26 protein-coding genes and 1 pseudogene are annotated in these 24,427 nt (G+C 60.3%); 18 read left to right on the top strand and 9 right to left on the bottom strand.

Annotation, left to right across the window (positions count from 1 at the left end; genetic code table 11):
- Positions 1-8 precede the first annotated feature (8 nt).
- The 3 genes from L0U83_RS37895 to L0U83_RS37885 all read left to right on the top strand — a co-directional run bounded on the left by L0U83_RS37895 (position 9) and on the right by L0U83_RS37885 (position 2,413).
- Positions 9-818, top strand: coding sequence for an HpcH/HpaI aldolase/citrate lyase family protein (locus tag L0U83_RS37895; protein ID WP_233889727.1), 810 nt, complete (start codon positions 9-11; stop codon positions 816-818).
- Positions 819-909: 91 nt separating this feature from the next.
- On the top strand, positions 910-1,539 hold the full coding sequence (locus tag L0U83_RS37890; RefSeq protein WP_201697637.1) for a GntR family transcriptional regulator: 630 nt from the start codon (positions 910-912) through the stop codon (positions 1,537-1,539).
- A 196-nt stretch (positions 1,540-1,735) separates the two neighbouring features.
- Complete coding sequence (locus L0U83_RS37885) at positions 1,736-2,413, top strand: alpha/beta fold hydrolase (RefSeq protein ID WP_233889723.1); 678 nt, start codon at positions 1,736-1,738, stop codon at positions 2,411-2,413.
- A gap of 410 nt (positions 2,414-2,823) precedes the next feature.
- Here L0U83_RS37885 and L0U83_RS37880 read toward each other — a convergent pair whose 3' ends face one another.
- Positions 2,824-6,276 carry an adenylate/guanylate cyclase domain-containing protein gene (locus tag L0U83_RS37880; protein ID WP_233889722.1) on the bottom strand — a complete coding sequence of 1,151 codons (3,453 nt, stop codon included), beginning with the start codon at positions 6,274-6,276 and terminating at the stop codon, positions 2,824-2,826.
- 150 nt (positions 6,277-6,426) lie between these two features.
- Here L0U83_RS37880 and L0U83_RS37875 point away from each other — a divergent pair, with 150 nt between their 5' ends.
- Together L0U83_RS37875 and L0U83_RS37870 are read left to right on the top strand one after the other, a co-directional pair.
- On the top strand, positions 6,427-6,930 hold the full coding sequence (locus L0U83_RS37875) for an aminotransferase class I/II-fold pyridoxal phosphate-dependent enzyme (protein ID WP_233889720.1): 504 nt from the start codon (positions 6,427-6,429) through the stop codon (positions 6,928-6,930).
- A 349-nt stretch (positions 6,931-7,279) separates the two neighbouring features.
- Positions 7,280-7,486: a hypothetical protein gene (locus tag L0U83_RS37870; protein WP_308445116.1), complete on the top strand. Its 207-nt coding sequence runs from the start codon at positions 7,280-7,282 to the stop codon at positions 7,484-7,486.
- On the opposite strand, the gene L0U83_RS37865 is transcribed toward L0U83_RS37870, so the two are convergent.
- The 6 genes and pseudogenes from L0U83_RS37865 to L0U83_RS40650 all read right to left on the bottom strand — a co-directional run bounded on the left by L0U83_RS37865 (position 7,477) and on the right by L0U83_RS40650 (position 10,798).
- On the bottom strand, positions 7,477-7,914 hold the full coding sequence (locus tag L0U83_RS37865; RefSeq protein ID WP_233889714.1) for a hypothetical protein: 438 nt from the start codon (positions 7,912-7,914) through the stop codon (positions 7,477-7,479). The two genes, L0U83_RS37870 and L0U83_RS37865, sit on opposite strands and share 10 nt — an antisense overlap.
- 59 nt (positions 7,915-7,973) lie before the next feature.
- Positions 7,974-8,147 (bottom strand): hypothetical protein, encoded by a 174-nt coding sequence (locus L0U83_RS37860; RefSeq protein WP_233889711.1) that lies wholly within the window; start codon positions 8,145-8,147, stop codon positions 7,974-7,976.
- Positions 8,148-8,554: 407 nt separating this feature from the next.
- Positions 8,555-9,115 (bottom strand): YitT family protein, encoded by a 561-nt coding sequence (locus tag L0U83_RS37855; protein WP_233889709.1) that lies wholly within the window; start codon positions 9,113-9,115, stop codon positions 8,555-8,557.
- Between the two features lie 135 nt (positions 9,116-9,250).
- Complete coding sequence (locus L0U83_RS37850; protein ID WP_233889707.1) at positions 9,251-9,700, bottom strand: FCD domain-containing protein; 450 nt, start codon at positions 9,698-9,700, stop codon at positions 9,251-9,253.
- A gap of 33 nt (positions 9,701-9,733) precedes the next feature.
- Positions 9,734-9,871: pseudogene (locus L0U83_RS40995) on the bottom strand (GntR family transcriptional regulator); the annotation flags it as partial.
- A gap of 792 nt (positions 9,872-10,663) precedes the next feature.
- Complete coding sequence (locus L0U83_RS40650) at positions 10,664-10,798, bottom strand: hypothetical protein (protein ID WP_267939774.1); 135 nt, start codon at positions 10,796-10,798, stop codon at positions 10,664-10,666.
- Between L0U83_RS40650 and L0U83_RS37845 the strand changes: the two genes are divergently transcribed.
- The 6 genes from L0U83_RS37845 to L0U83_RS37820 all read left to right on the top strand — a co-directional run bounded on the left by L0U83_RS37845 (position 10,797) and on the right by L0U83_RS37820 (position 13,810).
- On the top strand, positions 10,797-11,219 hold the full coding sequence (locus L0U83_RS37845; protein ID WP_233889705.1) for a hypothetical protein: 423 nt from the start codon (positions 10,797-10,799) through the stop codon (positions 11,217-11,219). The genes L0U83_RS40650 and L0U83_RS37845 overlap by 2 nt on opposite strands.
- Before the next feature lie 18 nt (positions 11,220-11,237).
- Positions 11,238-11,825 carry a hypothetical protein gene (locus L0U83_RS37840; RefSeq protein WP_233889704.1) on the top strand — a complete coding sequence of 196 codons (588 nt, stop codon included), beginning with the start codon at positions 11,238-11,240 and terminating at the stop codon, positions 11,823-11,825.
- Entirely contained in the window at positions 11,822-12,025 is a 204-nt protein-coding gene (locus L0U83_RS37835; RefSeq protein WP_233889701.1) for a hypothetical protein, read from the top strand. The genes L0U83_RS37840 and L0U83_RS37835 overlap by 4 nt, the downstream gene beginning before the upstream one ends.
- A 466-nt stretch (positions 12,026-12,491) precedes the next feature.
- Complete coding sequence (locus L0U83_RS37830) at positions 12,492-12,899, top strand: hypothetical protein (protein WP_233889699.1); 408 nt, start codon at positions 12,492-12,494, stop codon at positions 12,897-12,899.
- 60 nt (positions 12,900-12,959) lie between these two features.
- Positions 12,960-13,361: a hypothetical protein gene (locus L0U83_RS37825; protein WP_233889696.1), complete on the top strand. Its 402-nt coding sequence runs from the start codon at positions 12,960-12,962 to the stop codon at positions 13,359-13,361.
- Positions 13,361-13,810, top strand: coding sequence for a hypothetical protein (locus L0U83_RS37820; RefSeq protein WP_233889693.1), 450 nt, complete (start codon positions 13,361-13,363; stop codon positions 13,808-13,810). The genes L0U83_RS37825 and L0U83_RS37820 overlap by 1 nt, the downstream gene beginning before the upstream one ends.
- On the opposite strand, the gene L0U83_RS37815 is transcribed toward L0U83_RS37820, so the two are convergent.
- The gene (locus L0U83_RS37815) at positions 13,804-14,394 is read right to left on the bottom strand and encodes a hypothetical protein (protein ID WP_233889692.1); all 591 of its coding nucleotides are present in this window, start codon (positions 14,392-14,394) and stop codon (positions 13,804-13,806) included. The genes L0U83_RS37820 and L0U83_RS37815 overlap by 7 nt on opposite strands.
- A 319-nt stretch (positions 14,395-14,713) precedes the next feature.
- On the opposite strand from L0U83_RS37815, the gene L0U83_RS37810 reads away from it, so the two are divergent.
- From L0U83_RS37810 to L0U83_RS37785, 6 genes are all read left to right on the top strand, one after another.
- Complete coding sequence (locus L0U83_RS37810; RefSeq protein ID WP_233887967.1) at positions 14,714-15,832, top strand: tyrosine-type recombinase/integrase; 1,119 nt, start codon at positions 14,714-14,716, stop codon at positions 15,830-15,832.
- Positions 15,833-17,377, top strand: coding sequence for a site-specific integrase (locus L0U83_RS37805; protein ID WP_233887968.1), 1,545 nt, complete (start codon positions 15,833-15,835; stop codon positions 17,375-17,377).
- Positions 17,374-19,698 carry a hypothetical protein gene (locus L0U83_RS37800; RefSeq protein WP_233887969.1) on the top strand — a complete coding sequence of 775 codons (2,325 nt, stop codon included), beginning with the start codon at positions 17,374-17,376 and terminating at the stop codon, positions 19,696-19,698. The genes L0U83_RS37805 and L0U83_RS37800 overlap by 4 nt, the downstream gene beginning before the upstream one ends.
- Positions 19,691-20,188, top strand: coding sequence for a hypothetical protein (locus tag L0U83_RS37795; RefSeq protein ID WP_233887970.1), 498 nt, complete (start codon positions 19,691-19,693; stop codon positions 20,186-20,188). Before L0U83_RS37800 ends, L0U83_RS37795 begins: the two co-directional genes overlap by 8 nt.
- Positions 20,189-20,285: 97 nt before the next feature.
- A complete protein-coding gene (locus L0U83_RS37790; protein ID WP_233887971.1) occupies positions 20,286-20,789 on the top strand; it encodes a hypothetical protein in 504 nt (167 codons plus the stop codon).
- A 353-nt stretch (positions 20,790-21,142) separates the two neighbouring features.
- Positions 21,143-21,526, top strand: a complete 384-nt coding sequence (locus L0U83_RS37785) for a TadG family pilus assembly protein (RefSeq protein ID WP_233889691.1) — start codon at positions 21,143-21,145, stop codon at positions 21,524-21,526.
- A 515-nt stretch (positions 21,527-22,041) separates the two neighbouring features.
- Here L0U83_RS37785 and pobA read toward each other — a convergent pair.
- Positions 22,042-23,226, bottom strand: coding sequence for a 4-hydroxybenzoate 3-monooxygenase (gene pobA, locus L0U83_RS37780; protein WP_233889690.1), 1,185 nt, complete (start codon positions 23,224-23,226; stop codon positions 22,042-22,044).
- A 181-nt stretch (positions 23,227-23,407) separates the two neighbouring features.
- On the opposite strand from pobA, the gene L0U83_RS37775 reads away from it, so the two are divergent.
- Positions 23,408-24,280: a helix-turn-helix domain-containing protein gene (locus L0U83_RS37775; RefSeq protein ID WP_233889689.1), complete on the top strand. Its 873-nt coding sequence runs from the start codon at positions 23,408-23,410 to the stop codon at positions 24,278-24,280.
- Positions 24,281-24,427 lie beyond the last annotated feature (147 nt).

Below are 24,427 nucleotides of genomic sequence, written 5' to 3'. Positions count from 1 at the left end.
GGCGGCACATGCGGATTGCACGCAGTTTGTTGTTCGTGCCGGGCGACCGTCCGGCGCGCTTCGAAAAGGCGGTCGCGAGCGGCGCGCACGAAGTGATCGTGGACCTGGAGGACGCCGTCGCGCCCGAGGCCAAACGTGCGGCGCGCGAAGCGGCGGCTGCCTGGCTGGGCGCCGGACGCGACACGCTCGTGCGCATCAACGCGATGGGCACTGAATGGTATGAGGACGACCTGCGCCTGCTCGCCCGTGCGCCGGGCGCGGCCGTGATGCTGCCCAAAGCCGACGAGGCCTCGCTACGCACAACCTCCGACGCGTTGCCCGGAAGGCGCATCGTCGCGCTCATCGAGACCGTGCGGGGCTATCTGACGCTGCGCGCGCTCGCGGCGGTGCCGGGCGTGGCGCGTCTCGCCTTCGGCAGCGTGGACTTCAGCGCCGAGACCGGCATTGCCGACGAGGGCGGCGCGCTGCTCGCCGTGCGCACGCAGATCGTGCTGGAGTCTTGCCATGCGGGGCTCGCGGCGCCGGTGGACGGGGTGAGCACCGGTTTCGCCGACGCGCAAGCGCTGGGGGCTGATGCCGCCTACTCGCGCGCGCTCGGCTTTGGCGGCAAGCTCTGCATTCACCCGGCGCAGGTCGCGGCGGTGAACGCGGCGTTCCGGCCGTCCGCCGGGGAGCGCGACTGGGCGCGCCAGGTGGTCGAGGCGTTTGCGGCGAGTGGCGGCGCCGCGACGGCGGTGGCGGGGAAGATGATCGACAAGCCCGTGGTCGAGCGAGCGCGGCGCATTCTCGCGGAATCGGCCGCGGGCGACATCGCTTAAAATCTGCCCGGAGGCGAGCCCGTGGCGCGGCCGGACCTTGCGCGCCACGCGCGTCATCAGATCGAGACCCAACCGGCCCAGACTACAGCAAATGGAATACAGAACCAAGGAAGAGCAGGTTGCCGATTTCCTGCGCGAGCAAATCATCTCGGGTGCGATTGCGCGCGGCTCGCGGCTCAAGCAGGCTGAGATCGCCGAGCAGTTGCACCTGAGCATCACGCCCGTACGCGAGGCACTCAAGCTGCTGGAGGCCGAGGGGTATATCAGCGGAGACTCGTATCGCGGAGCGCGCGTGGTTCCGTTCGACGCGGCGGCATCGTCGGAGATCCTGAACTTGCGGCTTCTGCTCGAAACGCAACTCGTGAAGGGCACGGTCGAAAAGATCAAGGCGCAGGACATCGTCGAGCTGCGTCAGCTCGCCGAGGAATTCGCCGTAGCGTTCGCCAAGGGGGATCGCGCGGTCGCACGAGGCATCAACTATCGCTTTCACCGGCGCATGTACGACATAGCGGACATGCCGCAGACGCTGCATTTCACCCAGATTCTCTGGGCGCGCTATCCGTTCGACATCATCAACGCCGCGCACGATCGCGGCAACGACGCCGTGGCCGAGCACGAGGAGATTCTCCAGGCCTTTGCCGCTGGCGACGTGACTGCCGCCATGCTCGCGATGCGCAAGCATATCGAATCGGGCTGGTCGGTACTCAAGGCGGCGAAGTAGAAGAAAACCGGCACTCGCGAAACTGACGTAGCACAGCGTTTCGCTCGCGAGCGAGTGAAAAGAGTGCTAGGTTGCCGGCGCCTTGATGCCGATAAAGATCATCAGATAAGGGACGGCTGGCTCGAGCCTCAACCGGGCATTGCGAATCGGGATCCGTATCGTCCCCGACAGCCAGGCGAGGCCGCAGAGCATCAAGGTGAGTGAAGCCATCCTCAGCAGCGAATCACCGGCTGTTGTTGCCGATACCGAACAGGCGCCAGGAGACCTTGCCGACGCGCTTGACTACATCTGCCACGAGCGGCGCTCGGAGCAGGTCGATTTGATCGGCTGGGCATGGCGCGCGACAGTTTCGGGTGCGTTCGCGAGCCGCTCAGACCGACAAATACGCTCGCTGGTTTTATACGCGCCGCAATGGCTGCGCAGTACGCCATCGCCGCTTGTTACGGAGCGAACGCTTGCGGAGGCATGGCGCGTCGTTGACCCGGAGCGCTTTCTGGATCGATGGTATCTGGGGCTTTCGCCGGAGATCCAGAATATCGTGACCTGCTCGGAATGGAAGCAGACGCTAATGAATGCGCTCGAGCCACGCGATGGCAAGCCGCTGTACGTGCCGAATGGTTCGATTCATGACATCGCCCGATTCTGGATGGCGGGACGTCCGCTTTACCAGCCTGAATCGATCGCTGTATCGACGCTGGTGGTCGTTGGGACCGAAGACAAGGATACGCCGCCAGATATCGTTCTCGAGCTTTATCGCCGACTCGGCGCTTCGCGCAAGCGCATTGAGTTTCTGGAACGCGGAGCACATTTTCTTTTGTTTGAACCGGTCCGTGACGAGTTCTTTGAATTGATCGAGAAGTTCCTGTTGGGGTAGTCGTACTTTTCGTGCAGAAAATGGCGCTAAGTTGACATCGAGCCGCCTGCCGCAAGGCTTTGCGGGTCGTCTTGTTTGGCGCGATCGAGGCGCACTGCAAGTCATTGATAAATCTAGATTTCTCAGTTTTAATTGCCAGAATCCGCACGAAAAGGACGATCACCCCATTACCGGCCTCACAAGTAAAAGCTGGGGTGACTATCCATGATCGCCGAACAAGCTATTTGCCGGCCGGCGCGGACGCTCAGGTCGTACTGCGCCAGCAGAACGTTCTCCTTAGTTTTTTTCCCGGCAGTCAAAGTAGTTGATCGCAGCAGGTCTGATTGACCTCATCGAAGCAGGAGAAGGTATAGGCGCCGTTCCTGGTGGTGCAGTCCGCTTTTTTCGAGAGCGCACTGCATTTCATCCGATTAAATCGGCGCAAGGACATCAAGCAATTCCTTGGCCTCTCGCAAGTCGGCGGTGTCGAAGCCCTCCGTAAACCGCCCGCAGACCTCCGACAGCGCTTGCCGGGCCTCCGCATTTTTGCCCTTGTGCTGCCACAGCCGGGCCAGGCTCGACGCTGCGCGCAATTCCAGCGATCTCGCGCCCTGATGGCGAGCCACTTCGATCGCGTTGCGAAAACAGGTCTCTGCTTCGTCGCTGCTCGTGCATACACAATCATCGTTGTTCAACGCCGCGAGCAATATGCTGCCCTTGAGCCGATACAACTCTGCCTCGTGGCAGCGCTCCCCGGATTTGTCTACGAAGTCCATGGCCTCTTCGAGCATGCCGAGAGCAGTTTCCCCGTCTCCCGCACGCAGATAGCTGTCGGCAAGGCGGGCCAGACAGTACGATCGCTGGTCCTCGCCACCAGCGGCTCTGGCGGCGGCCAGGCCTTCGCGCATTTTGGCGATTCCCTCCTTGGGGCTTTCGAGTCCGGTCAGCGCCCAGCCCCGAAAAAAAATTCCCCACGCGAGCCAGTATTGCAGCCCCTCTTCGGTCGAGAGCGTGATGAGCGCATCGGCGTGCTCGAGGACCCGCGATGTCTCTCCCCGAAGCTGATGTAACTCGGCTGCGTAAGCCAGGGCGTTCGCGAGAGTTGGACCATAGGCAAGCTTCTGTGCGAGGGCGAGTGCCTCGAGGTTTCGCGTGTACGCCTGATCGGGGTAACCCTGCAGCCATAACGTCAGAACCAGGATGTTCAAAGCCCAGATGCCGGGATCCAGCCCGTGAGCAAAGACATGCGCCTGATGCTGCTCAGGATCGTAGAGAGCAAGCGCTTGTTCCGCGTGGGTGCGGGCGGCGTCGAGCTCCCCCTGGAGGAGAAGGCACATACCGAGGGCGTCGTGTGCGTCGACGAGCAAAGCTGCGTCCTTGGCCCGCTGCGCCGTGTGGAGCATCCGTTCTGACAGTTCGCGCGCAGTGGCATACTCCGCACGCGACACGTAGTGGATCCGCAGTCCAAGTTGCACCGCGAAGAGCTGTGGCGTCTCGCCAATCTGCTCGCACAACGCCAGCGCGCGCGTGTAGGTCGCAGCCACCTCCGGCGCGCCATAACCTCGCACGTCCATCAAGGCCGGACCCAGCGCAAGTAACAGCGTCAGCTCCCATTGCACGCGAGCAGCGGTATCGGGTAGACGCTTGAGCAACTCGAGCGCGGTGCCGAGGTGCTGCATCGCATCCAGATGCGCCGCATGGCGCAGGGCCTGTTGCGCGGCACGATGCAGGTACTCCACGGCTTTCGGAATATTTCCGCTCAAGCCATAGTGATGCGCAAGTTCGCTGCAGTAATCCGCGATGCGGGTGGGAAACAGTGTCTCGATGGCCTGCGCGGTGCGCTCGTGCAATGCGCTCCGGCGCTCCTTGAGCAGCGAGTGGCCGGCGACTTCCTGAGTCAGCGCGTGCTTGAACGAATACTCGACCTCAGGAAACGCGGGCCGTTCGTAAATGAACTCCGCGGCTTCCAGGTGGGCAAGAAGCTGCCGCAGAGCGTCATCCGTGTGCGCAGCCGGGTCGCCACACAGACGCTGGATCAGGCTGAACGGAAACTCCTTGCCGATGACGGCAAGCGTCTGCAGCAAATCCTTCTCCGCGACGGGGAGTCGGTCGATACGGGCGGCGAGAACGCCCTGAACCGTCGTGGGAATATGCAGCGCGGCCGGGGTCTGCTCGATCCGGTAACGGCCGGGATCGCCAAGCAGTGCTTTCTCCTCAGTCAGCGTCTGGACCACTTCCTCCAGGAAGAACGGGTTACCCTCTGTCTTCTCCAGGATGAGCTGCTTGAGGGGCACGAGTGAGTGGTCGTCGCCGAGCAGTGCGGTAAGGAGTCCCTGGGCTTCGGCCGGGCCGAGCGGTTCGAGCCGTAGCTGGCTGCAGTGATCCGCATGCTGCCAGGCGGGCTGATACTCGGGCCGGTAGTTCACGAGCAACAGGATGCGGGTGTCTGGCACGTGTTCGAGCAGGTAGGCGAGGAAGGCTTCCGTTTCGCGGTCCAGCCATTGCAGGTCCTCGAACAGCAGGGCGACCGGCTGATTGGCGCTCTCGCGTGCAAGCAGTTGGGTGATCGCGTCCAATGTGCGGTCACGCCTGATGTGGGGATCCATCTCTGCCAGAGCCGAACCGGCTTCGCAGATACTCAGCAGATAGAGCAGGTATGGCACGAGATCCTCGAAGCTGCGCTCGAGCGTCAGTACTTTGCCCATGACCCTTTCCCGGCACCCTCGCTCGTCGTCCTGAGCGGTGATCTGGAAATAGTTCTTCAACAGATCGATAAGGGGCAAATTGGCAAAAGCCTTGCCGTGCGATACCGAAAACGTCTCCAGCACCAGACAGCCGCCCCGGGCGCGCTCCTTGAATTCATGGAACAGCCGCGATTTTCCTACCCCGGCCTCGCCGGCCACGGCAACCACCTGACCACGGCCAGTTCTGGCCTCACCCAGCGCCCGGTTCAGGTGCTCCAGTTCGGCCTCGCGGCCTACGAACCTGGCGAGACCACGGTGCGCCGCCAGTTGCAGGCGTGTGCGCAGCGCGCCTGGAGCCAATACCTCGTACACCGGGAGCGGTTCGGGAATACCTTTGACCTGGGTTGCCCCCAAGGCCCTGAATTCGAAATAGCCTTCGGTCAGCTTGTGGGTCGCCTCGCTCACGAGAATTGACGAGGGTGTCGCGATCCCTTCCATCCGGGACGCGATGTGGATCGTGTGCCCGACCGGGTCGTAATCGGTGTGCAGGTCGTCGGTGCGGATCGAGCGCACCACGACCTCCCCGGTGTGGACGCCGACGCGGATTTGCAGCGGAATGCCTTCCTCCAGTCGAATGCGATCGCCGTGGCGGCGCATCGCCTGCTGCATGCGCAGCGCGGCGAAGAGCGCGCGCTGCGCATGGTCTTCGTGCGCGATGGGCGCGCCGAACAGCGCGAGGATGCCGTCGCCAAGCGACTTGGCCACGTAGCCCTCGTAATAGTGCACGGCTTCCATCATCAGGGCGATGACGGGCTCGATCAGTCGATGGGCCTCTTCCGGGTCCATGTTGTGGATCAACGCGGTGGACCCGGCCATGTCGGCGAACAGCGCCGTAACGGTCTTGCGTTCACCGGCGGTTTCCCCCCTCGCTTCCATGGCGGCCTGCTCGGCGAGGATGCGTTCGGCAAGATGGTGTGGCGTGTAATGGATGGGCGCTCTGGTTGGTTCTGGAACAGGCTGCGAACGCGGAGATGACGCTTCAGGCCCTTCGCTCAGTGGTGCGCCGCACTCATTGCAGAATCTGGCGGAAGGCCTCGCCTCGTGCCCACAGCGAGGACATGCGCGCGGCAAAATGGCTCCGCACGCTTCGCAGAATTTGGCGCCGGTGACGTTCTCGCATCCGCAGTTTGCGCAGTGCATGACAGTATTTCCCTTGCCAAGGGCCACCATGCAAACATTATGCGCCGTATCCGCTAGCGAAAAGAGCGGGCCGGAGGGCAAGCGTGAGCGGATCGAGGACGGCGCTCGCGTAGCGCCTCGGCGATACTCGGGTACGGTTGGCAGGGACCAGTGCCGATCGAAACGGTCTTCGAAACGCATCGACCGCGGCTTTACTTTACGAACAGCCGGCTGCACAACCCGACAGGCGCGAGCTACAGTTCTGCCGCCGCCTTCAAGGTGTTGAACGCCGCGGGGCGCTTCGACTGTTTGATCGTCGAAGACGATGTGTCGGCAGGTCTGGTTCAAGCTCCGATGATCACGCTCGCGTCGATGGACCAGCTAAAGCGCGTGATCTACGTCGGCAGCTTTTCGAAGACGATTGGAGCCGGCTTGCGCGTCGGCGTCGTTGCCGCTGACGAGAGCATGATCGAAGGGATGCTGTATCAAAAGCTGGTCTCGGGCATGTCCACGCCACCGGTCGAGCTAGTGCCCGACACGGTTGGCTATATTCGGACCCGTTTGCGTCACTCAGTCTGCATGGGCGCAAGTCCGCTGTCGCGCTCGTACGAGACATTCGCGCGCAGCGCTGCGGTCACTAGCATCAGCAAGCTCCGTACAACGGTTCGGGAATAGGATTCTTCTTCGACTTTGTAAAGCAGCGTCCAGGTCAAGGCCGCGCGAGTAGGTTTATTGCTTTTCCGGGTCTCTGACGCCCCGCGTTTTTCGGCCCGGATTGCCGCCCGCGCAGGCAAAAAAAATACCCGCGCGAGCGCGGGTGGCAGGTTAGGAGACCGAGGGCACCGGAACACCCTCATCAGTGACTTTAGCGTGCACCGAGTCGGAGCGCACCTATCCGTTCGGGCAGGATGTCCCGGTGTATCGCAGCCCGGGCAAAAGGCGCACGGCGTTGCCCTAAACCCTAACGCTATGCCAAGCTGACATCAAATGGGTCGCATGACGAAGTGCGTCCAGGTCGAGCCATATGATCGCCGCCGCGGTGATCGCCATCTGCGGCGGCGTACCGACGAAATACGTGAGTGTGTCTTACGACCTCTTCGCAGGCACGCCGATCTACAAACCCGAAGGATTCGCGACCGCACGACGGATGTTCGGATTCCAGACAACGGCGGCGTTCGAGATGCCACTCGTTGAGAGCCGATACCGAGAGGCCGGCACCGTTCAGTCGTAATGCTTCTTGTGCTTCTTATGCTTCTGCTTTCCGCCGTGGTAGTGGTCGTCGGAGTACGAGTTGTTGCGTGAGACATTGCCGCCCAGCGCGGCACCCGCGCCGCCGCCCACCGCGGCACCTACGAGGCTGCCGGTCGAGCCGCCCATAGCGTTGCCCGCGGCCGCGCCGGCGCCGCCGCCCAGTGCACCGCCCACCACCGCGCCGGTGCGTTCTTGCTTGCTCGACGTCACTGCGCCACCCGCGCCGCCGCCCACTGCGCCGCCGATCACGGCGCCCGTGCTGCCGCCAATCGCGTTGCCGACCGCCGCGCCCGCGACACCGCCCAGCGCGCCGCCCACCGCATTGTTCATATCCCCCGCCTCGGCGGGTAGCGACGCCACTGCCATCGCAGCGGCAATAGCCGTCGTTCCTGCAATCTTCTTCAGCATTGACTTGTCCTTTCTTAAGATGTAAGGACAAGTTTAACACTTAATATGAAAGCATAATGTTAGATAGTGTTAAAGGCCGCGATACTGTCGTCATCTTCGCTCAATTTGAATACTTCTCTCGCCAACTGACACTCTCGTCGCGCCGGATCATGCGACTTCTGAAACAGGATCAGAATAACCGGCGTAGCCACGGCAAGCGCATCATCGTGGAAAATCACGGCGATCAGCTTCACGGGCATCGTCAGGAGAGTGAATCGGTACACACTTCGGAAGACCGCTCTTCATTCTCCGCACTCAAGTGGTAGCCCCGGAGGCGAAGGCGGAATAGGGATGTGACAAGTAGGGCGGGACACGTGAAATCCTGTCTGAAGCCGGTTGAGCGGCGAGCGTGGGATCGTCGTCAATCATTGCAGCGCGGGTATGAATGGCAGATCCGCCGGTGAGCCTTCAAGCGCTGCAAGAAGCGCGTTGTTCCGCCTGAAAACGGTTCACACGATGTGCTGCCGGGCATCTGGAATGACGAGTGAAGCACGAGCAGTTGGTCCTGGTTGCCGTGGCGTGCCCGCTAACCTTGCGTTGCGTGTGAGGGCAGGCGAAGCATTCACGGAATCGAAGCTGGACACACGTGGTCGCAGCTTTTTCACCGGGCTGCCAGCGGCCTTCCCATAGCCATCACCCAGTCGACCCCCTTGCCTGCGAGGAAGATCGCGATCAGGGTGGCCAGCATACTTGCCCAGCCAAGAAATGCCCCGGAAATCAGGATCACGGACGTGTTCAAGAGAAATGAAAACTGGCCAATGCTAAAACGCGGGTACCTATGAGATAACACCACGCAGACGATATCCATTCCGCCAGTGGATCCCCGGCACATCAGAATGACGGCGATGGCGGCCCCGTTCAACAAGCCGCCGACCAAGGTTCCGAGCAGGAGCCCATGAATGCCCGGCACCGCGCTGAACAGGTTGAGAAAAACCAACATGGCCAACGTCCCTGCCAGGCTCAGCATCAGGAAACGCAACCCGACTACGCGGAATCCAACCAGAAACAGAGGGATATTGACCGCGAAATAGACAATGTCGAATGGAAGGGCAAATTGACGCGACGCGAACGCCAGCAGACCGCCGAGACCGGGAGGCAGAATCTGGTTCGGCTGCAGCAACACGTAGTAGTTCAGGGCGATAACGGCCGAGCCGAGTATCACGAAAGCTGTTTCGAATTCCGTTCGCCAATGAGCGCTCCATCTTTAGTTGTCCTGTTATAAAGAGGCCACGCGGACGGACGGCCCCCATCGCGGTGGGAATGCGGCCAGATAAAGTGGATGCGCGCCTTATTCTGATCACTGGTCCTGGCCGTCCACCAGGACGAAATAGCGCTGCTCAGCGTTGAGAATGAATTCGAGCATGACGGTTCTTGCACGCTTCGAATCGCGCGCGAGGAAGCTTTCCAGCAAGTCATGCAGTCCGGCCAATGCGATCTTCTGGGTGGACGCGTCGGTCAGCGTGAGCGATCTGACTTGTTGCGCGTGTTCCGCAAAACGTCTGATCGTGTCCTGCAGCCGACGGTTCTGTACGGCCGAGAGCCAAACATCGCGAAATTCCACGTTGGCGGTAATCAGCGCAGCGCGGTCCTGCTTTTCGCAAGCTCGCACGGCTTTCTGGTAGGCACGCTTCAACGCGGCGTGCTGTTCGTCCGTTAGCGCTGTCGTTGCGCCAGCAGCCGCGCTCGGTTCGAGCAGTCTGCGGACTTCAAAAATCTCATGAACGTCGTCGTTCGTGAGTCTGGGCATGACAAAGCCGCGCGTTGTGCCGACCAGGTATCCCTCGTTGACCAGTCGGACAAGCGCCTGGCGAACGGGCATGCGCGTGCAGCCGAATTCGTCGGCAATTTCATAGTCGAGAATGCGCTCGGTCGTCCCAATATCTCCGCGCTGCAGCCGGGCGCGGACCTCATGGTAGATCGCGAAGCACGGGGAACCGGCAGGCGTGTTCCTATACTTTGATAGATCAGCGATGACTTAATGCGCCGTGCAGGCGTCTCGACAATTCCCTCATCGCAACCAACCACAGCAACACCAAATCATCGTCCGTAAATTCGTCTGCCAGGAAAGCGACCGCACTGGATTCAAGGGCTGGCGCCCGTCATGGATGCCTCACTTCGACCCGATGGAGGGCATCGGTGTGGCGCACGAAGCACATGTTGAACGATGACGGGTCGGTGGAGGACGAGTTCAAGGCGTTCGGCGGCATCCTCTGGCTGCGCGGCGGCTCGGGCTGGTTCGCCCAGCAGGGCTCCTACTACACGGACGTGGCCGAGCCATGGGACCGGAGTTCCGTGAACAAGCGCATTACCTCGCCACCGAGGGCCGTGAACTGCGGGCCGCACCGCGCACCTGCCGCCTCTCCGACAACTGGGCAGAGCAGGCCATCGACCGCTGCATCCGAAAGGGCATGCGGGCCGTGCGTGAAGCCCCAGAAGCCCGCATACGAGTTCGACGGCAACATTCACGCCGCCGTGCTCAACCCGATGATTGAGCAACGCACGAAGGGTGTCGCCCCTTCATCCTGTAACGCAACTAACTGTCAGACGGCTACGCCTATGACGCCCGCCGCTCCCGCTCCGGCCGTAACCCGGGCCACCAGGACAGGGGCCGCACCCAGACTCCAACTCCGCGCAGGGGAGTCGCCGCTCGAAGCTGCGCGCCGGATGCAACGCGAGAGGCAAGCCCAACAGGTTTAACAACAGCGATAAATCACTTATGACTCACATGACTTCGGACCAGGCATTCGCCGCCATCGAGAAAATCGCCGCGACCAGCAGCAAGAACGAGAAGCAGGCGCTCGTGAAGCAGTTCCTCGCTTTCGACACGTTCAAGCGGCGTGCTCATGGCGGCGCTCGATCCACTGACGACCTACGGCATGCGCCAGGTGCCCGATCGCATCGACGGTGCTGCACCGGGCGCCAACACGTTCGAGAACGCGCCGATCTGGGAGACGCTCGAACACCTCGCCAAGCGCGAGCTCACCGGCAACGCCGCGCGCGACGAAGTGCAGCGCCTCATGACGTTCCTCACGCCGCAATCGGCTGAGTTGTTCAAGCGCATAAGTCGGGGCACGCAGACGCACGGCGAGATCGTGGTCCTGGTGGACGGTGTGATCGCCTCGCGTGAGATCGGCAATGGCATCATCAACCGCGTGTCCGCGGGCGGTGCGTTCGAGGAGAACGAGCAGCCGGTGTTCCAGGCGTGGGATCAAATCCCGCTGAGCGCAGTTGTGCCGAAGGGCAAATACGAGGTCGGTTATCGCTAGCGTTTCAAGGCACTGCTGATGCAGCTGGCTGCGGCCGGTGGTGTGGTCGGCGTCGCGCCCTCGGTGCGTATCATCCCGACGCGCATCGTCCATTCGCTCGCTGAAGCCTATGCCCACTGCAACGAACTGCAACTGCAAGGCAAAGAGGGGACCGTCCTCAAGAACGGCGCCGGCTTCTGGAAGGACACCGACAGCGGCAACCCGGATGTCGTAAAGCTCAAGCTCGAAGTGGACGTGGACCTGATCTCGAAGGGCATCGTCGCGGGCAAGGACAGCACGAAGAACGAAGGGCGCGCGGGCTCGATCACGATGGAAACGTCCGATGGTCTGCTGCGCGTCGATGTGACCGTGAAGAACGAAAAGCTGTGTGACGCTATCGACGCGAACCCCGAAGACTTCCTCGGTCGCGTCTGGGCGGTGCGCTTCAACTCGATCATGAAGCCCTCGCCGAGCAACGATCTGCACTCGCTGTTCCTGCCGCGCATGGTCGAAGCAGGGTATCGCATCGACAAGTCCGAAGCCGACAGCCTGGAGAGTGTGTTCGAGCAGTTCGACAACGCATCGCGCGGTGGCGTGCCGGCCGAGCTCGAGAAGGTGGCAGCATGAAGGCCGTTAGCATTGCCGAGATTCGTGCAGCGTCGCCGTTCCCGTGGACGACGCAGGTCAACTTCAACGGCATGGGTGGTGTGCGCATGCTCGGCGCAGTGGGCAAGGAAGTGCCGCTGCTCAATATCACCGCGCTAGCCGGCATCACCACGATGACGGTGGCCGCGAGTGAAGCGAAAGCGCAAGGGGCTGCCGCATGAGAGCCATTGAACGGATGCTTGTTGCGCTCGGGCTGGTGCAGCCCACCGTGAAAGCATTCGCCGACGCGATGCGGGACGATCCTCAGACGTTCACGCGACACCATGCGACAGACCGCAGCGTCGCGTGGCTCACGCATAAGTCGGGGTCGTTTCGATCATCTGCTACGCGCCCGAAGGAGGGCGGTTTGTGCCGCGGTTCAAAGTGGTTAACCGCTGCGGCAAGGAGGTGACGGAACTGGGCGTGTGGGATCGTTTGGTGTTCGCACTCGCGTGGCCAGATGGCCTGCATGTTGAGCCTTGCATGCGCAACGGGCGGGCGGTCGAACCCTGCTAGTCGCGCGCTGCGAGCGGCCCCTGCGAAGCGTTATAAATGTCACATAGCCTCACTCTACAAATCCGGCATGTGCCGGGTTTGTATTCACAATGTCACACACCAATATTCGATAACTGCGTTCGGGAGAGCGGTATGGCTAAAGACGAAAGACTTGACAGCTTCCTCGAAAAGCTCCTGTTGGGCTCAACGGGCGTCGCAATTGCAACTTTGCTGGCGATGACAAATGTGGCCACTGACCAGTTCGACGAGCACCTCAGGTCTGCAGTCGGATTGGCAGCCGCGGCAGCGGCGATAGGCGCGTCGACATGGGTTATTCTGCAACGGAAGGGGGATGAGGACGCGGGTTTCTTCTCAAAGTTCCGGGATGTCTACTTGAAGTTAGCGTCGTCTGCGGCTGGCTTGTTCATGGCCTTCGCGATTGCCGCCATATTGGGTCACTTCCATATTGAGGAATGGGTGGGGATTGCGGTTGGACTCGCTTTCTTCTTGCCAATAAGTGTGTCCACCTTCCTGGAGGAGATTCTTGACTTTCTAGACTGAAGGTCGCTCGACAGTGGGTAAACCGCGCCGCTATCATGTGCCCCATTATTGGAGAAGCACATGAACAAGAAGAATTTCACGCTGGGCGACCTACGCGTCCTGCTTGCGCCGCTTTCGAGCGCCCGTCGCGCCGCAGTCCTCTGGGCGCTCGACACCCATTCGACCATTGACGACGCAGTGCTGCTTGGCTGGAAAGAAGCCTTGCGCGCTGACTACACCCCGTTCGCAAAGGATCTCGTGCGCAACCAACTGCGCCACCTGCGTCTTGACTATGTGTTCTGGGAATATCTCGACAACGGTGCTGCTGCGCCATTGTTCGGTCTCGAAGATAGCGTCAGGGAAGTCGCGATGGGTCGAAGCTTCCGTGAACTTCAGGCGCTCTACGACGGGATGATCTGGGTCGATACGCGCGCTGAAGCGGAGAGCTTCAAGCACGAGCTCAAACTTGCTATGGAGGGCTGATGCAGATTGAGACTGGCTGGTTCATGGTCAACGTTGTCGTGCCGGCGCTCGCGCCAGGCATCGGTGCCGCGATCATGATCGGCATGGAGAAAATAACGGAAGGGGACCGTGATATCAGTTTGGCCGACCCATATATTGACGGGCAGCTAGGCTATGTTTCGGTGGGGTGGTGCGCAGCGGCGTTGCTTGAAATCGACCACTTGCAGCACTGCTTTCCGGCGGCCGAGTATGGCGGCATGCACACCGGCGTCTGGATTCTTCTCGTGCTGGGCGGTCTGATCGCCGCCGCGGGTTCCATCAAGACTGACAAGCCCGATCACACTATCAGCACCGGCAGGAAGCGCAACGGGCGTATCCTCGCGTTCGGGAGTTCTCTGGTCGTCAGTGTGGTAACCTTGGCACTGTTACTCGTGATTCATACCTCTCAAGGAGGGCCACAATGTCACTGATCGCTCGTTTTAGCCCATCGCAGAAAGCGTTGTTGGCGGTCGTTGTCGTGGGCACGATTGCGGCGGTTAGCTTTGCGGCACCGAACGTCGTCACGCTGCTCGCGACAGCCCGATAAGACTGTCCTCTGCGCGATCACGCACCAATTTAGAAAAGCCCGCTTCGAGCGGGCTTTTTTACGGCAAGGCGATCTTCCGCTTTTAGACGTAGAGGCCGTTCTCAATTTCGAGGTGGTAGGACGTCGCGGCGTCGCGCGCTTCGCCCTGACCTCAACGCTGACCATGCTGCGGGCGAACGCCTGCGCGAGTTTCGCTGCCTCGCGGCGGGTGAGACCTTCGCAGTCATACCCTTCGGTCGTGGCGTAGATCGACGCAAAGCCGCTCCAGACCATGACTTCCTGGCCGACCCAGCGGCCGCCGCAGTGGTGCTCAAACCAGAATTGTTCGCGGGTCAGGCGCTCCGCAAGCTCTTCGACGGAGACCTCCGTGATATCGGCCAGAATCTCGGACCAGCGCTGCTTGGCGGCGGCAAAGTATTCGCCAACAGGCTTTTCGTTCTCCATCAGCAATTCGATCGTTTGGTGCATTCTCTCAAGCTCATGGGGGGCAATTAGTTGAGAGCGCCGATCGGAATATCAAGGGATCGATCACAAAATAATCCAATTTAACATAAGGTTATTTATCGCATTAGCTAGTATGTTTACAGCCGTTGCGGCTCGGCGGCATTTCAGGGTCTTATGACCACAACATACATCTGATAAATGGTATCTTTTGGCGTTGCGCAATTGAGCGGACGCACGAATGCTTATACGACTGTCAGATGCCTCTGTGCCGCCTGGGCTGCGAGGCCCGGTTCTGGTGGATCAATACGGTTTGCCCCGGTACTGGGCTGCAGTCTGGTCGGCCATGTCGTCGGCTCAGTTGGCCGATTCGACGCACGTCAAGGCGCTACGCTACATCGAAAACCTGTATCAACACGCCGACCAGCTTCGCGGCGAGGCGTCGCTGGACGTCGCGCTGGGAACGCTGAACGACGAGGTGCTGGCCGAGATTCTTGAGTCATGGTTCGTATCGATCCGCAATCAGCCTGACGGCACCGCCATAGATGAAAAGCGTTGGCAGACCGGCTTGGCGTTCGTCACAGCAATTGTGACGTGGGTGTCCAGGAGTCAGGCTGCTGACGACAGAATTCGGCGCATTGAAAAACAGCTGACCCGGCTTTCGACGCTTTACAGCCAGCTTCACGTTCGCAGAGTCAGGTCGATCGAGGCCGTCCGTTCATTGCCGGCGAGCACGGTCAAGGCGCTGTACGAAATTCTGGATCCCGAATCATCCGGGAGTCCGTTCGCGCGTGAGCAGACCCGCTGGCGTGCCTTCATCGCGTTTGTATTGATGCTGCATCAGGGACTGCGTCGCGGCGAAATCCTGCTGTTACCTGTCGACGCGATAAAGAGTGCCTACGACGACAGGCAAGGCCGAACGCGATACTGGCTCAACGTTCAGGAAAACGAGTACGAGGACCTGAACGATGACCCGCGTTACTCGAAACCTGGCATCAAGACCGCGCATTCGATCCGTCAGGTTCCGGTCAGTGAATTGACCGCGAGCTTGGTGCAATCGTACGCGGAAAACTATCGTGGCCGACCGCAGCATTCGTTTCTGCTCAACTCCCAGGCTGGCTTGCCGCTGTCGACGGAGGCATTGACAAAGATGTTTGCGCAGGTCTCACGTTGCTTGCCTGCGCCTGTCCTGAAGGAACTGAAAGAACGCACGGGCAAGGAATCTGTCACTCCGCACGATCTTCGCCACACGTCTGCTGCCGTGCGGCTCCATCAGCTGCTCGAACAAGGCGATGCGATGGACGAAGCGATCCAGAAACTGCGCACCTTCTTCGGCTGGTCCAAGACATCCTCGATGCCATCGCGGTATGCGCGGGCAGTATTCGAAGATCGCCTGGCTGGCGTGTGGAACGACGCGTTCGACGACCGCATAGCCTTGTTGCGCGCGCTTCCCAAGGGGCACTAGATGAGCAGGTTTCCGGCAACAAAAAGCTCGTTCCAGGGGCAAGAGGCGGATGACGTCATCGAGATACTTTGCGCGGAACTGCCGGACCTGCCACCAGTCATCCGTTACTACGACGACTTCAACGACCGGCCCCGTTCCATCCGGGCTCCGCTCGAGCAGCCAGTGTTCGAATTGCTGATTAACGGCAATCGCGTCAACGTTGACTTCTCGCGGCTGGATGCGCAACGTGCATTCGTCTTCAAGCACGTCTTTATTGCCATTCTCGGGCAGGACCTGAGCGTTGCAACGGCCGCGCTTTACGTCTCCTATGCCCATCACCTGAACGCAGCTGACGTGGTAGCCCTCTTGCGTGCGGGCCCCGCTGGTATCGGTCCTGTCTGGGCCGCCTTGCGAGCCCGGTGCATGCCTGTGCACGTGTATCTGTGCGCGAAGTGCTTGCTCCATCTGCTATGTACGTATCGCCTGTTTGGATGGTCAGTCGAATACCGCGCCTACCTTCACACGGCTCTACCCTTGCCTACCCGTGACGCGCACGCTGGCGTCCGCTCGGGAGACGTATTTCTCGGCGCCGACGAAGAAGCTGCAATCGTGCGATATCTGGACGAAATGGCCGCCACTCTCGCCGTATCATCGGTGCCATCGGTATCATTCGACGACATTTGCGACGCGGGCATGTTGCTGTGCGCGTACCAGTTCGGTATGCGTCCGATCCAGATAGCGATGCTCGCCAGGAGAAATGTGCGGATCTGGGAGGATACCCCGGAGGGACTGCCCACGGTTCACCTGACCTTCCACATGGCCAAGCAGCGCAACGGCTCGAAGAAAAAACCGCTGACGCGCCGGGTCAAGCGCGAATGGGCTCCGATCTTCGTTGCCATCGACGCGCGATGGACTGCCAGGGACGATGCGAATTCCGGGCGTCTCTTCCCTGTCCGGTCGAACTACGAAACGGGATCGCGAATCGCCTCTCTCGTGAGGAAATTGATCGGTTCGGAAGAGCTTGGCACGGCCACGGACCTGCGACATACGGCAGCCCAGAGGCTGGTTGACGCGGGCGCGAGCCACGAAGAACTTGCCGAGTTCCTGGGGCATTCATACGTGCAGACCGGATTGGTCTACTTCAGGACTTCAGCCTCCCACGCGGAGCGTGTCAACCGGGCGCTGGGTGCATCGGATGTCTATCGACGCGTCGCAAAGTTCGCGCACGACCGGTTCATCTCCCCGGAAGAGCTCACCTTGCTCAAGGGTGAGCAGCAAATCGCCGGTGTGCCTCACGGCATCCCGATCGCAGGTATCGGCGGCTGCACGTCGGGACAGCCAGCGTGCCCCTACAACCCGGTGACGTCATGCTACGGCTGCAGGAAGTTCATGCCCTTGCATGACAGGGCAATGCATGAGAGCGTGCTGGCCTCGATGCGCGAGGTGGTCATGTTCTTCGAGCAAAGCTCGCGTGGCGACGCCCAATCTCCGACCTATCTCCAGTTGCAGCGCACGATCGCCGAAATCCAGATGGTCATTGGCGAGCTTGAGGACGAGAGCCGATGAATCGTCACTACCTTGCGTATATCGAGCTGGGCAAGACGCTCGCGTCCGAAAGAGGGCTGCGCTGGGAAATGCCCCTGGACGAAACGGGAGCTGCCCGGGACGGGCGGGGATGGAATCTTACCGCTGCCGCCGGCGATGTGCCGCCAAAAACTCACTATCTGCGAGATCTTGGCGCGGAGACAAAGGCACTGGCACTCGTGAATGCGGAGCGTGCAGCGCGAGGGTTGGTGCCGGTAGAAAAGAAGCCGCTGTCGGACGCATGGCAGGATCTGGTCAAGGCGGCGGTCGCAGAGCAGCTACTGTTCAGGCGTAACACGACCGAACATGTAGCTGCATGCGTCGCGCGTCCCCTGCGACTTATTGCAACATGCGCGGACAAGGAGCCTTGGTCGCTAACCGTTGACGACCTCCACGTTGCTGTTCGCATTGGCAAGGCTGTCCAGCTCTCGGGGAAGCTGGGGGACTTGGTTGTTGGTATCGTCAGGGTCGTGCTCGACGCGCAACACATCTGCGACGCGGGGCCGTTGTATCCTGCGCTCGCTGTTCCGCGGATGAAAAGCAAAAGTGCGATCAAGGCAAAACATCTTTGGTCGCAGGAAAGACTCCGCGACGATCTGGAGGCTCGCAAACGCAACGAACGTCTGCCTGAGCGACGCGCGTTCTGGGAACTGACACGTATCGTGATGACAGAGAAGCCGCAGACGTTCATCGACGCCGTGCGCTTCGCAGCCATGCGAGTCCTGATCGTGACCGGGATGCGCGCAGGCGAAGTCGCGCTGCTGCCGCTCGACTGGAAGCGGGAGCGAACGTACCTGGATTCGAAGGGGCGGCCAGCCGGACGGTCTGGCGGAATCTCGACGTCCTTGATGATCCGCCACTTCGCAGAGAAGCAGCAGGACGGCGAGGCCGACAGCCGCGTCCTGTGCGAGGGCACCCAGCCGGTACCGGAGATGTTCCGTACGCTGCTGACTCAGACCCTCGACCACGTAGCGACGATTACGGAGCCCCTGCGCACCACGTTGAAGTTGCAATGTGAAACGGGACGGCTGCTGCCTTGGTACCCGCCCGACACCGTCGTACCTGTGACCGAAATCTACCCTCGCCTCACGGGCAACCCGTTCTGGTTGAAAATTGAGAGAGGAGCATTCATCGAACGCTATCGGGCTGGGTTCGATCCCGCCGTCCTTGATGACTTGCATGAGTATCAGCACGACCGTTGGCGCGGCGGCAATCGCACCCTCGACATGGCTGTCTACATGTTCGGAAATCGCCTGAAGACAGCGATGTGCAATGGCGAGACGTACCTTCGTTTCCGGCATGGCGACGGTTCACCGATTGATCTCGCCGAACGGATGGACTGGCATACAACGTATCTCCACGTCCGCGAACTCGAAGAGCATATCAGGCGTACGATACCAACGAAGGTATCCGACCTCGCTCCTTTACCTCTGGCATCTGGTGTGGTTCAACCGTGGGAATTCCTGTTTGTACAGCCCAAGCGCGCGCTCACGGAAGAACGCAATGATGGTCTGTGCGATGTGACTCGCTACATGGCAGTCAATCGGCCAGACCCCTGGTTCATCGGGCTTGCACTTGGGGACGACAGGAAACTCCCATCGCTCTTCGAGAAGTACGGTCAGAACGATGATGACCGGACATTGAAGCTGGAATCACATATGCTGCGCCATCTGCAGAATACCGAGTTGTTCCGTTTGGGCGTTGCCGACACGATCATCTCGAAGCGGTTCAATCGACGCAGCGTCGCACAGAGTTACGAGTACGACCATCGTAGTCTTGCCGAGGATCTTGATCATATTGAAATTCCACAGGATATCGAATTAATGCTGGGTGAGAAAGCCACCACGGTGGCGAAGCTCATCAAGGTTCGCAAGGCTTCTGGGCCGGTCGTTGATGCGTTCCGGCGCATCCAGGTCGCTGAAGGCGACATGGCCGCGTACGAATACCTGCGTGCTGAAGCTGACGGATTCCATGCCACACCCTATGGGCACTGCCTGAACTCGTTCACAGTCGACCCTTGCCCCAGACATCTCGAGTGCTTCGCCGACTGTCGTCATCTCTCGGCAACCGACCTCCCGGAGCACCGGCAGAACCTCGTCCGTCTCGAAGGCAAGCTTAAGCTGGCGCTGGAAACGATCAAGGGCCGCCCCTCAACGAGCTTCGGCTGGAAGAACCAGCTTGAGCACGCCGAAAAGCGGCTGGCCGGTGTTCAGAAGCTGCTCGCGACGCCACCTGGCAAACACCCCTTCCCGGAAGGCATCGACCTCTCCATACCGCCACAACGAGGAGTACTTGATGACTGAACCCGGCGAATCGATATTGCACGGCGACGAGCAGATGCGCGAGATTCTTGAGACGCTGCTGGCTGAAGACGAAGACATTACGGCGCGCGCTGTTGCCCGGTTGCATCCGACCATCAATGCGGCATCGTCTATTACCCGCAGCGAGTCTCGCAGTCGCCTGCTTGCCGAGTATCAGCAGCGGCAGTCAGCGTACAGGCGCTGGCGCGGCCGGATCGCGAAACGTTCCGGCGCCGACACGGCTGCGTCGCTGGCCGACAAGGACATGCGCATCGCAGAGCTCGAAGCTACCGTGCAGTTGCTTACCGCCTCTCACCTCGCCATGCTGCGTGCTGTCGGCGAACTCGGTGGCTTCAGCAAGTGGGCGAAATTCTATGAGCACCATCGGGAGGCGCGCGACAAGCTCGCCGCCCTCGGCGCGATACCTGCTGCGCCGGTATCGGCGATGCCGCCGGCCGAATCAGAACGCCGCGCAGACACAAAGCGACGATGACCATCCCAGCGGTGTGATAGTGTTTGCTCGACACCCCAGCTACGAAATGGCTGAGGTTCCGCGGCGGAAGCCGCTTCTCTCCCGAAAGGAGCGTTTGATGTCCTATTGCCCGTTCTTCCAGACGCTACACGATGAAACCCGCCCAGTCGGCAACCTGGGTCGCGGAACCCACTACTCGGTGCTTCGGGTGCCGGTATGGCACGACGAGTTCCTGAACAGAATCGACCGGTGCGCCTTCCTCGACTTCGCGGTCATCTGGGATGAAGATCACGACGACCGCGTGATCGACGCCGTCATGATGCTTTACGTCGGCGGGCTACTCTCCCCCGTGCGGTATATCGGTGAGCGGAAAGGCACGCTAACGATTCTCCTGGCGTCCGATCTGGTAAGCGATTGGGATCCGGAAAAGCTGCAGCAGTATCGCGACGACATCAGCGACATGTGCCAATGCCTGGAAGACCCGTGGACCGCACACGTGGCCGGCGTTGGTGAAGATGGGCATGCGATCATCCACGCTCCGCCCGAGAAAGTTGCCCTGTACCTGAAAAACATCGACATGCTGTGGCAACTCGGCGTCGGCCCCAGATCGCAAACCAGCTAGATCGTGCGCAACACGACGGCCGTCATTGATCGCTCTTGGTGAGTATCGTGTTGCGTCGTCTGGTAATACTCGGCGCAACAACAGTCCCGGTTGGCGATGCGCAACGGGGAACTTGTTAAAACGGCCATATCCTGTGGATAACTCGGCCGCCTTCCCCGTTGAAATATAACAAAACCTGAAAATCCAAACCGACGCAACACCGTGCCATAGGTGCCAAGATTCGACTTTTTAATTGGGGTCTGGTGTTAGAATTTGAATCCTCACACCACGACGAACAGGGTTGCGGGTCGCATGGTGCCAACCGGATAATCAAGCCTTGACGGCACCGATCGGCGGCGCGACGCTTGCAATGCATGACAGACGACCTTAAAAACCTCGCCATGCGTGAGGACTACCGCCGCTGGCTGTCCGAGCTCTGGGACGTCGCCTCAGCGAATCCGACACTAGTCGCACCGGGCGCGACCGCCCCGACGCCCACGAGTACCTACCTGCCAGAACCCGCGGTCAAGGTGACCGTGACGCGCAGTGGCACGAGCAATACCGTGGTCAAGCTGCTCCTCGCCGAATTCCTGGGAGTGCCAACGGCGAACGCCAGTGCAACGTCCGTCGCCGTCATCTCGCCGCCCACGGGGGTGCCCGCAGGAGCGCTGTTTCCAATGGTGATGGATCAGTGCGTGTACAACCAGTACTGGAATCCGGCCACGAATTCGCCAGTCACTTCGGGGGGGTGCCGGTAGAATTCCAGATCGGCAACGCCAACCAGACGTTTGGGAGTTCGTGTCAGGCGGGACAGTGGATTGGGTTTAGCTCGGGGCCAAGCAATTTGAACGCTTCGGCCATGCGCACACTGATTACGAGCGGGAATCCGAATCCAGTAGCGATTGGTGACAACGTCTACATCGCGACCGGTTCAATGGCCGGTGACTTTAGTATCGTCCCTGTAAATACCACGGTCCTCATACCGGTTACCACCGCCGGATTAGTCTCGGGTGCCAAAAACAATACCGCAGCGCCCGTCATCGCACTGGCCGCGTTTTATATCGACGACGTGCAGGGGGGGCGGGCAAGTATATTGAGGGTCACTTCGTGGCCAACTACTCGATACCGACAGCCGGATTTGGGGTAATCGTCCTTTTCTGGCGAAATTCGTCCGCTGAAAAGTTGGATGCGGGATCTCGGGATACCAGGCGGCGCACCCCGAGATACACCCTCATGAGCGGCGCGTGCCAATCAAGCGCACATCACTGCTGCTTCATTCAATCGGTTCGTATGGCAAACCAACGTAGTTTTCCGCGATCGTCTTGAGGCCGGCATCGGAAGTCGTGTAGTAATCGTAGTCGGTGCGCTGCATGCGCTTGTCGAAGGCATCGCGGTCCGAAAACTCGTGCAGGAGGTTCGTCATGAACCACGAGAAACGTTCTGCCTTCCACACGCGGCGCAGCGCGATCTGCGAATACTTTTCCAGCAGATCGGTACGGCCGTCGCGGTAGACGCGATTCAAAATCCGATACAGCGTGCTCACGTCGCTTGCGGCGAGATTCAAGCCCTTCGCGCCGGTCGGCGGCACGATATGCGCCGCGTCACCAACGAGAAACAGCTTGCCGTACTGCATCGGCTCAACCACATAGCTGCGCAGCGGCGCGATGCTCTTCTCGAGCGAGGGACCTGTGACGATCTTCTCCGCCACGTCTTGTGGCAAGCGCGTTTTCAGCTCATCCCAGAAGCGTTCGTCGGACCAGTCCTCGACTTTCTCGGTCAACGGCACTTGCAGGTAGTAACGGCTGCGAGTCGTCGAACGCTGGCTGCACAGCACAAAGCCGCGCTCGTGATGTGCGTAAATCAGTTCGTGATTGACAGGCGGAGTATCGGACAGCATGCCGAGCCAGCCAAACGGATAGACGCGCTCGTAATGCGTGAGCACTTCCGCAGGGATCGTCTTGCGCGAAACGCCATGAAAGCCATCGCAGCCCGCGATGTAATCGCAATCCAGACGGTATGTCTCGCCGTTCTTTTCGAATGTGACGTAAGGCGCTTCGCCTTTCACGTCGTGCAACTGAACATTGGCCGCTTCGTAGATCGTGGTCGCGCCGCTTGCCTCGCGCGCCGCCATCAAATCGCGCGTCACTTCGGTCTGGCCGTACACCAGCACCGACGAGCCCCCCGTGAGCTGCTTCAGGTCGATCCGGTCACGTCGCCCACCGAACACGAGCTCGATGCCGTCGTGGACCAACCCTTCCGCATCCATACGCTCGCTCACGCCCGCTTCGCGCATCAGGTCGACCATGCCCTGCTCGAGCACGCCCGCACGGATTCGGCCAAGCACGTATTCGCCGCTTTGACGTTCGAGGATGACGTTGTCGATGCCCGCCTTGTGCAACAACTGTCCCAAAAGCAGGCCGGACGGCCCGGCGCCGATGATCGCTACTCTGGTCTTCATGACCGATGTCTCCTGTATTCCTCTACGCCGTGACTTCTACTTTGCTCTTTGAGCCCCAATAACTGGCGCCACGGTTGAATTGCATTTTTCTAGAAATATGCAGCGCTGATAAGGCAATTTCTTCGATTAAAATTGGACTTTTAGAAAGTCCCATACGAGCCGATGACCAGGTGATGAATTCATGAAACATCCGGCGCAGCACGACATCCCCGTTTTCAAGTTATACGGCGAAGGGCCGGACTGGAGCACGCTCGATTTGCTGCACTGCGAGTCGATACCCGAACGAAGCAGCCTTCACGACTGGGAAATCCGGCAGCACCGGCACGCGGACCTCGCGCAAATTCTGTACGTTCAGAAAGGCGTGGCGGAACTCGAAATTGAGGGCGAGAAGACAAGGATAAACACGCCATCGGTCCAGGTCGTCCCGCCAATGTGCGTGCACGGCTTCCAGTTCTCTCCGGAAGTCGACGGATACGTGGTGACTGTCGCCGCGCCGTTGATGAACTGGCTTCAGCAGCAAATCGACGCGCCGCGCCGCGTGCTCGAGCACCCGGGCTGTTATTCGGTCGGCGACGACCTGCCTTACCTGAACACGCTGTGCGGCCGGTTGAATCAGGAATACGGCCTTCCCGCGCCTTCAAGGGACCTGATGCTCCGGTCGCTCGTGAGCGCGCTCGTCGTATGGGTCAGTCGTCAGGATCAGCAAGGCGAGGAAAGGGGCGAACTTCAGGATCGTGGCCAAGCCTACCTTAGGGCGTTCTCCGGTCTGATCGAAAAACACTACCGCGAACATTATCCAATCAGCCGCTACGCCGAACGCTTAGGCGTGACACCGGTGTATTTGAATATGGTTTGTCAACGAATAGCCGGAAAAAGCGCCCTCGCCCTCGTCCATCAGCGATTGCTGCTAGAGGCCAAGCGCAGTCTCACCTACACCGCACTCAATATCAATCAGGTATCCGATTTCCTGGGCTTCACGGAGCCTGCGTATTTCACGCGATTCTTCAAGCGATTCACCGGCGTGACGCCAAACGCTTTTCGCAAGCGAAAATGATCGCATTGTTTCCGACATCGGGCTGCCGCCCTGCAGAGTCGTCAACACGAGCGTGCATCCCGGCGCAAGGCTGCGCGCCCATGCGATACCCCTTGAGCGCGCGACCTGTCCACCAGATGCAAGAGCGGCTTGTGAGTGCAACGATGC

The organism is Paraburkholderia flagellata, assembly GCF_021390645.1.
Lineage (GTDB): Bacteria > Pseudomonadota > Gammaproteobacteria > Burkholderiales > Burkholderiaceae > Paraburkholderia > Paraburkholderia flagellata.
Note: the sequence above shows the minus strand (reverse complement) of the source record. Positions and strands in the feature narration are given on the sequence as shown.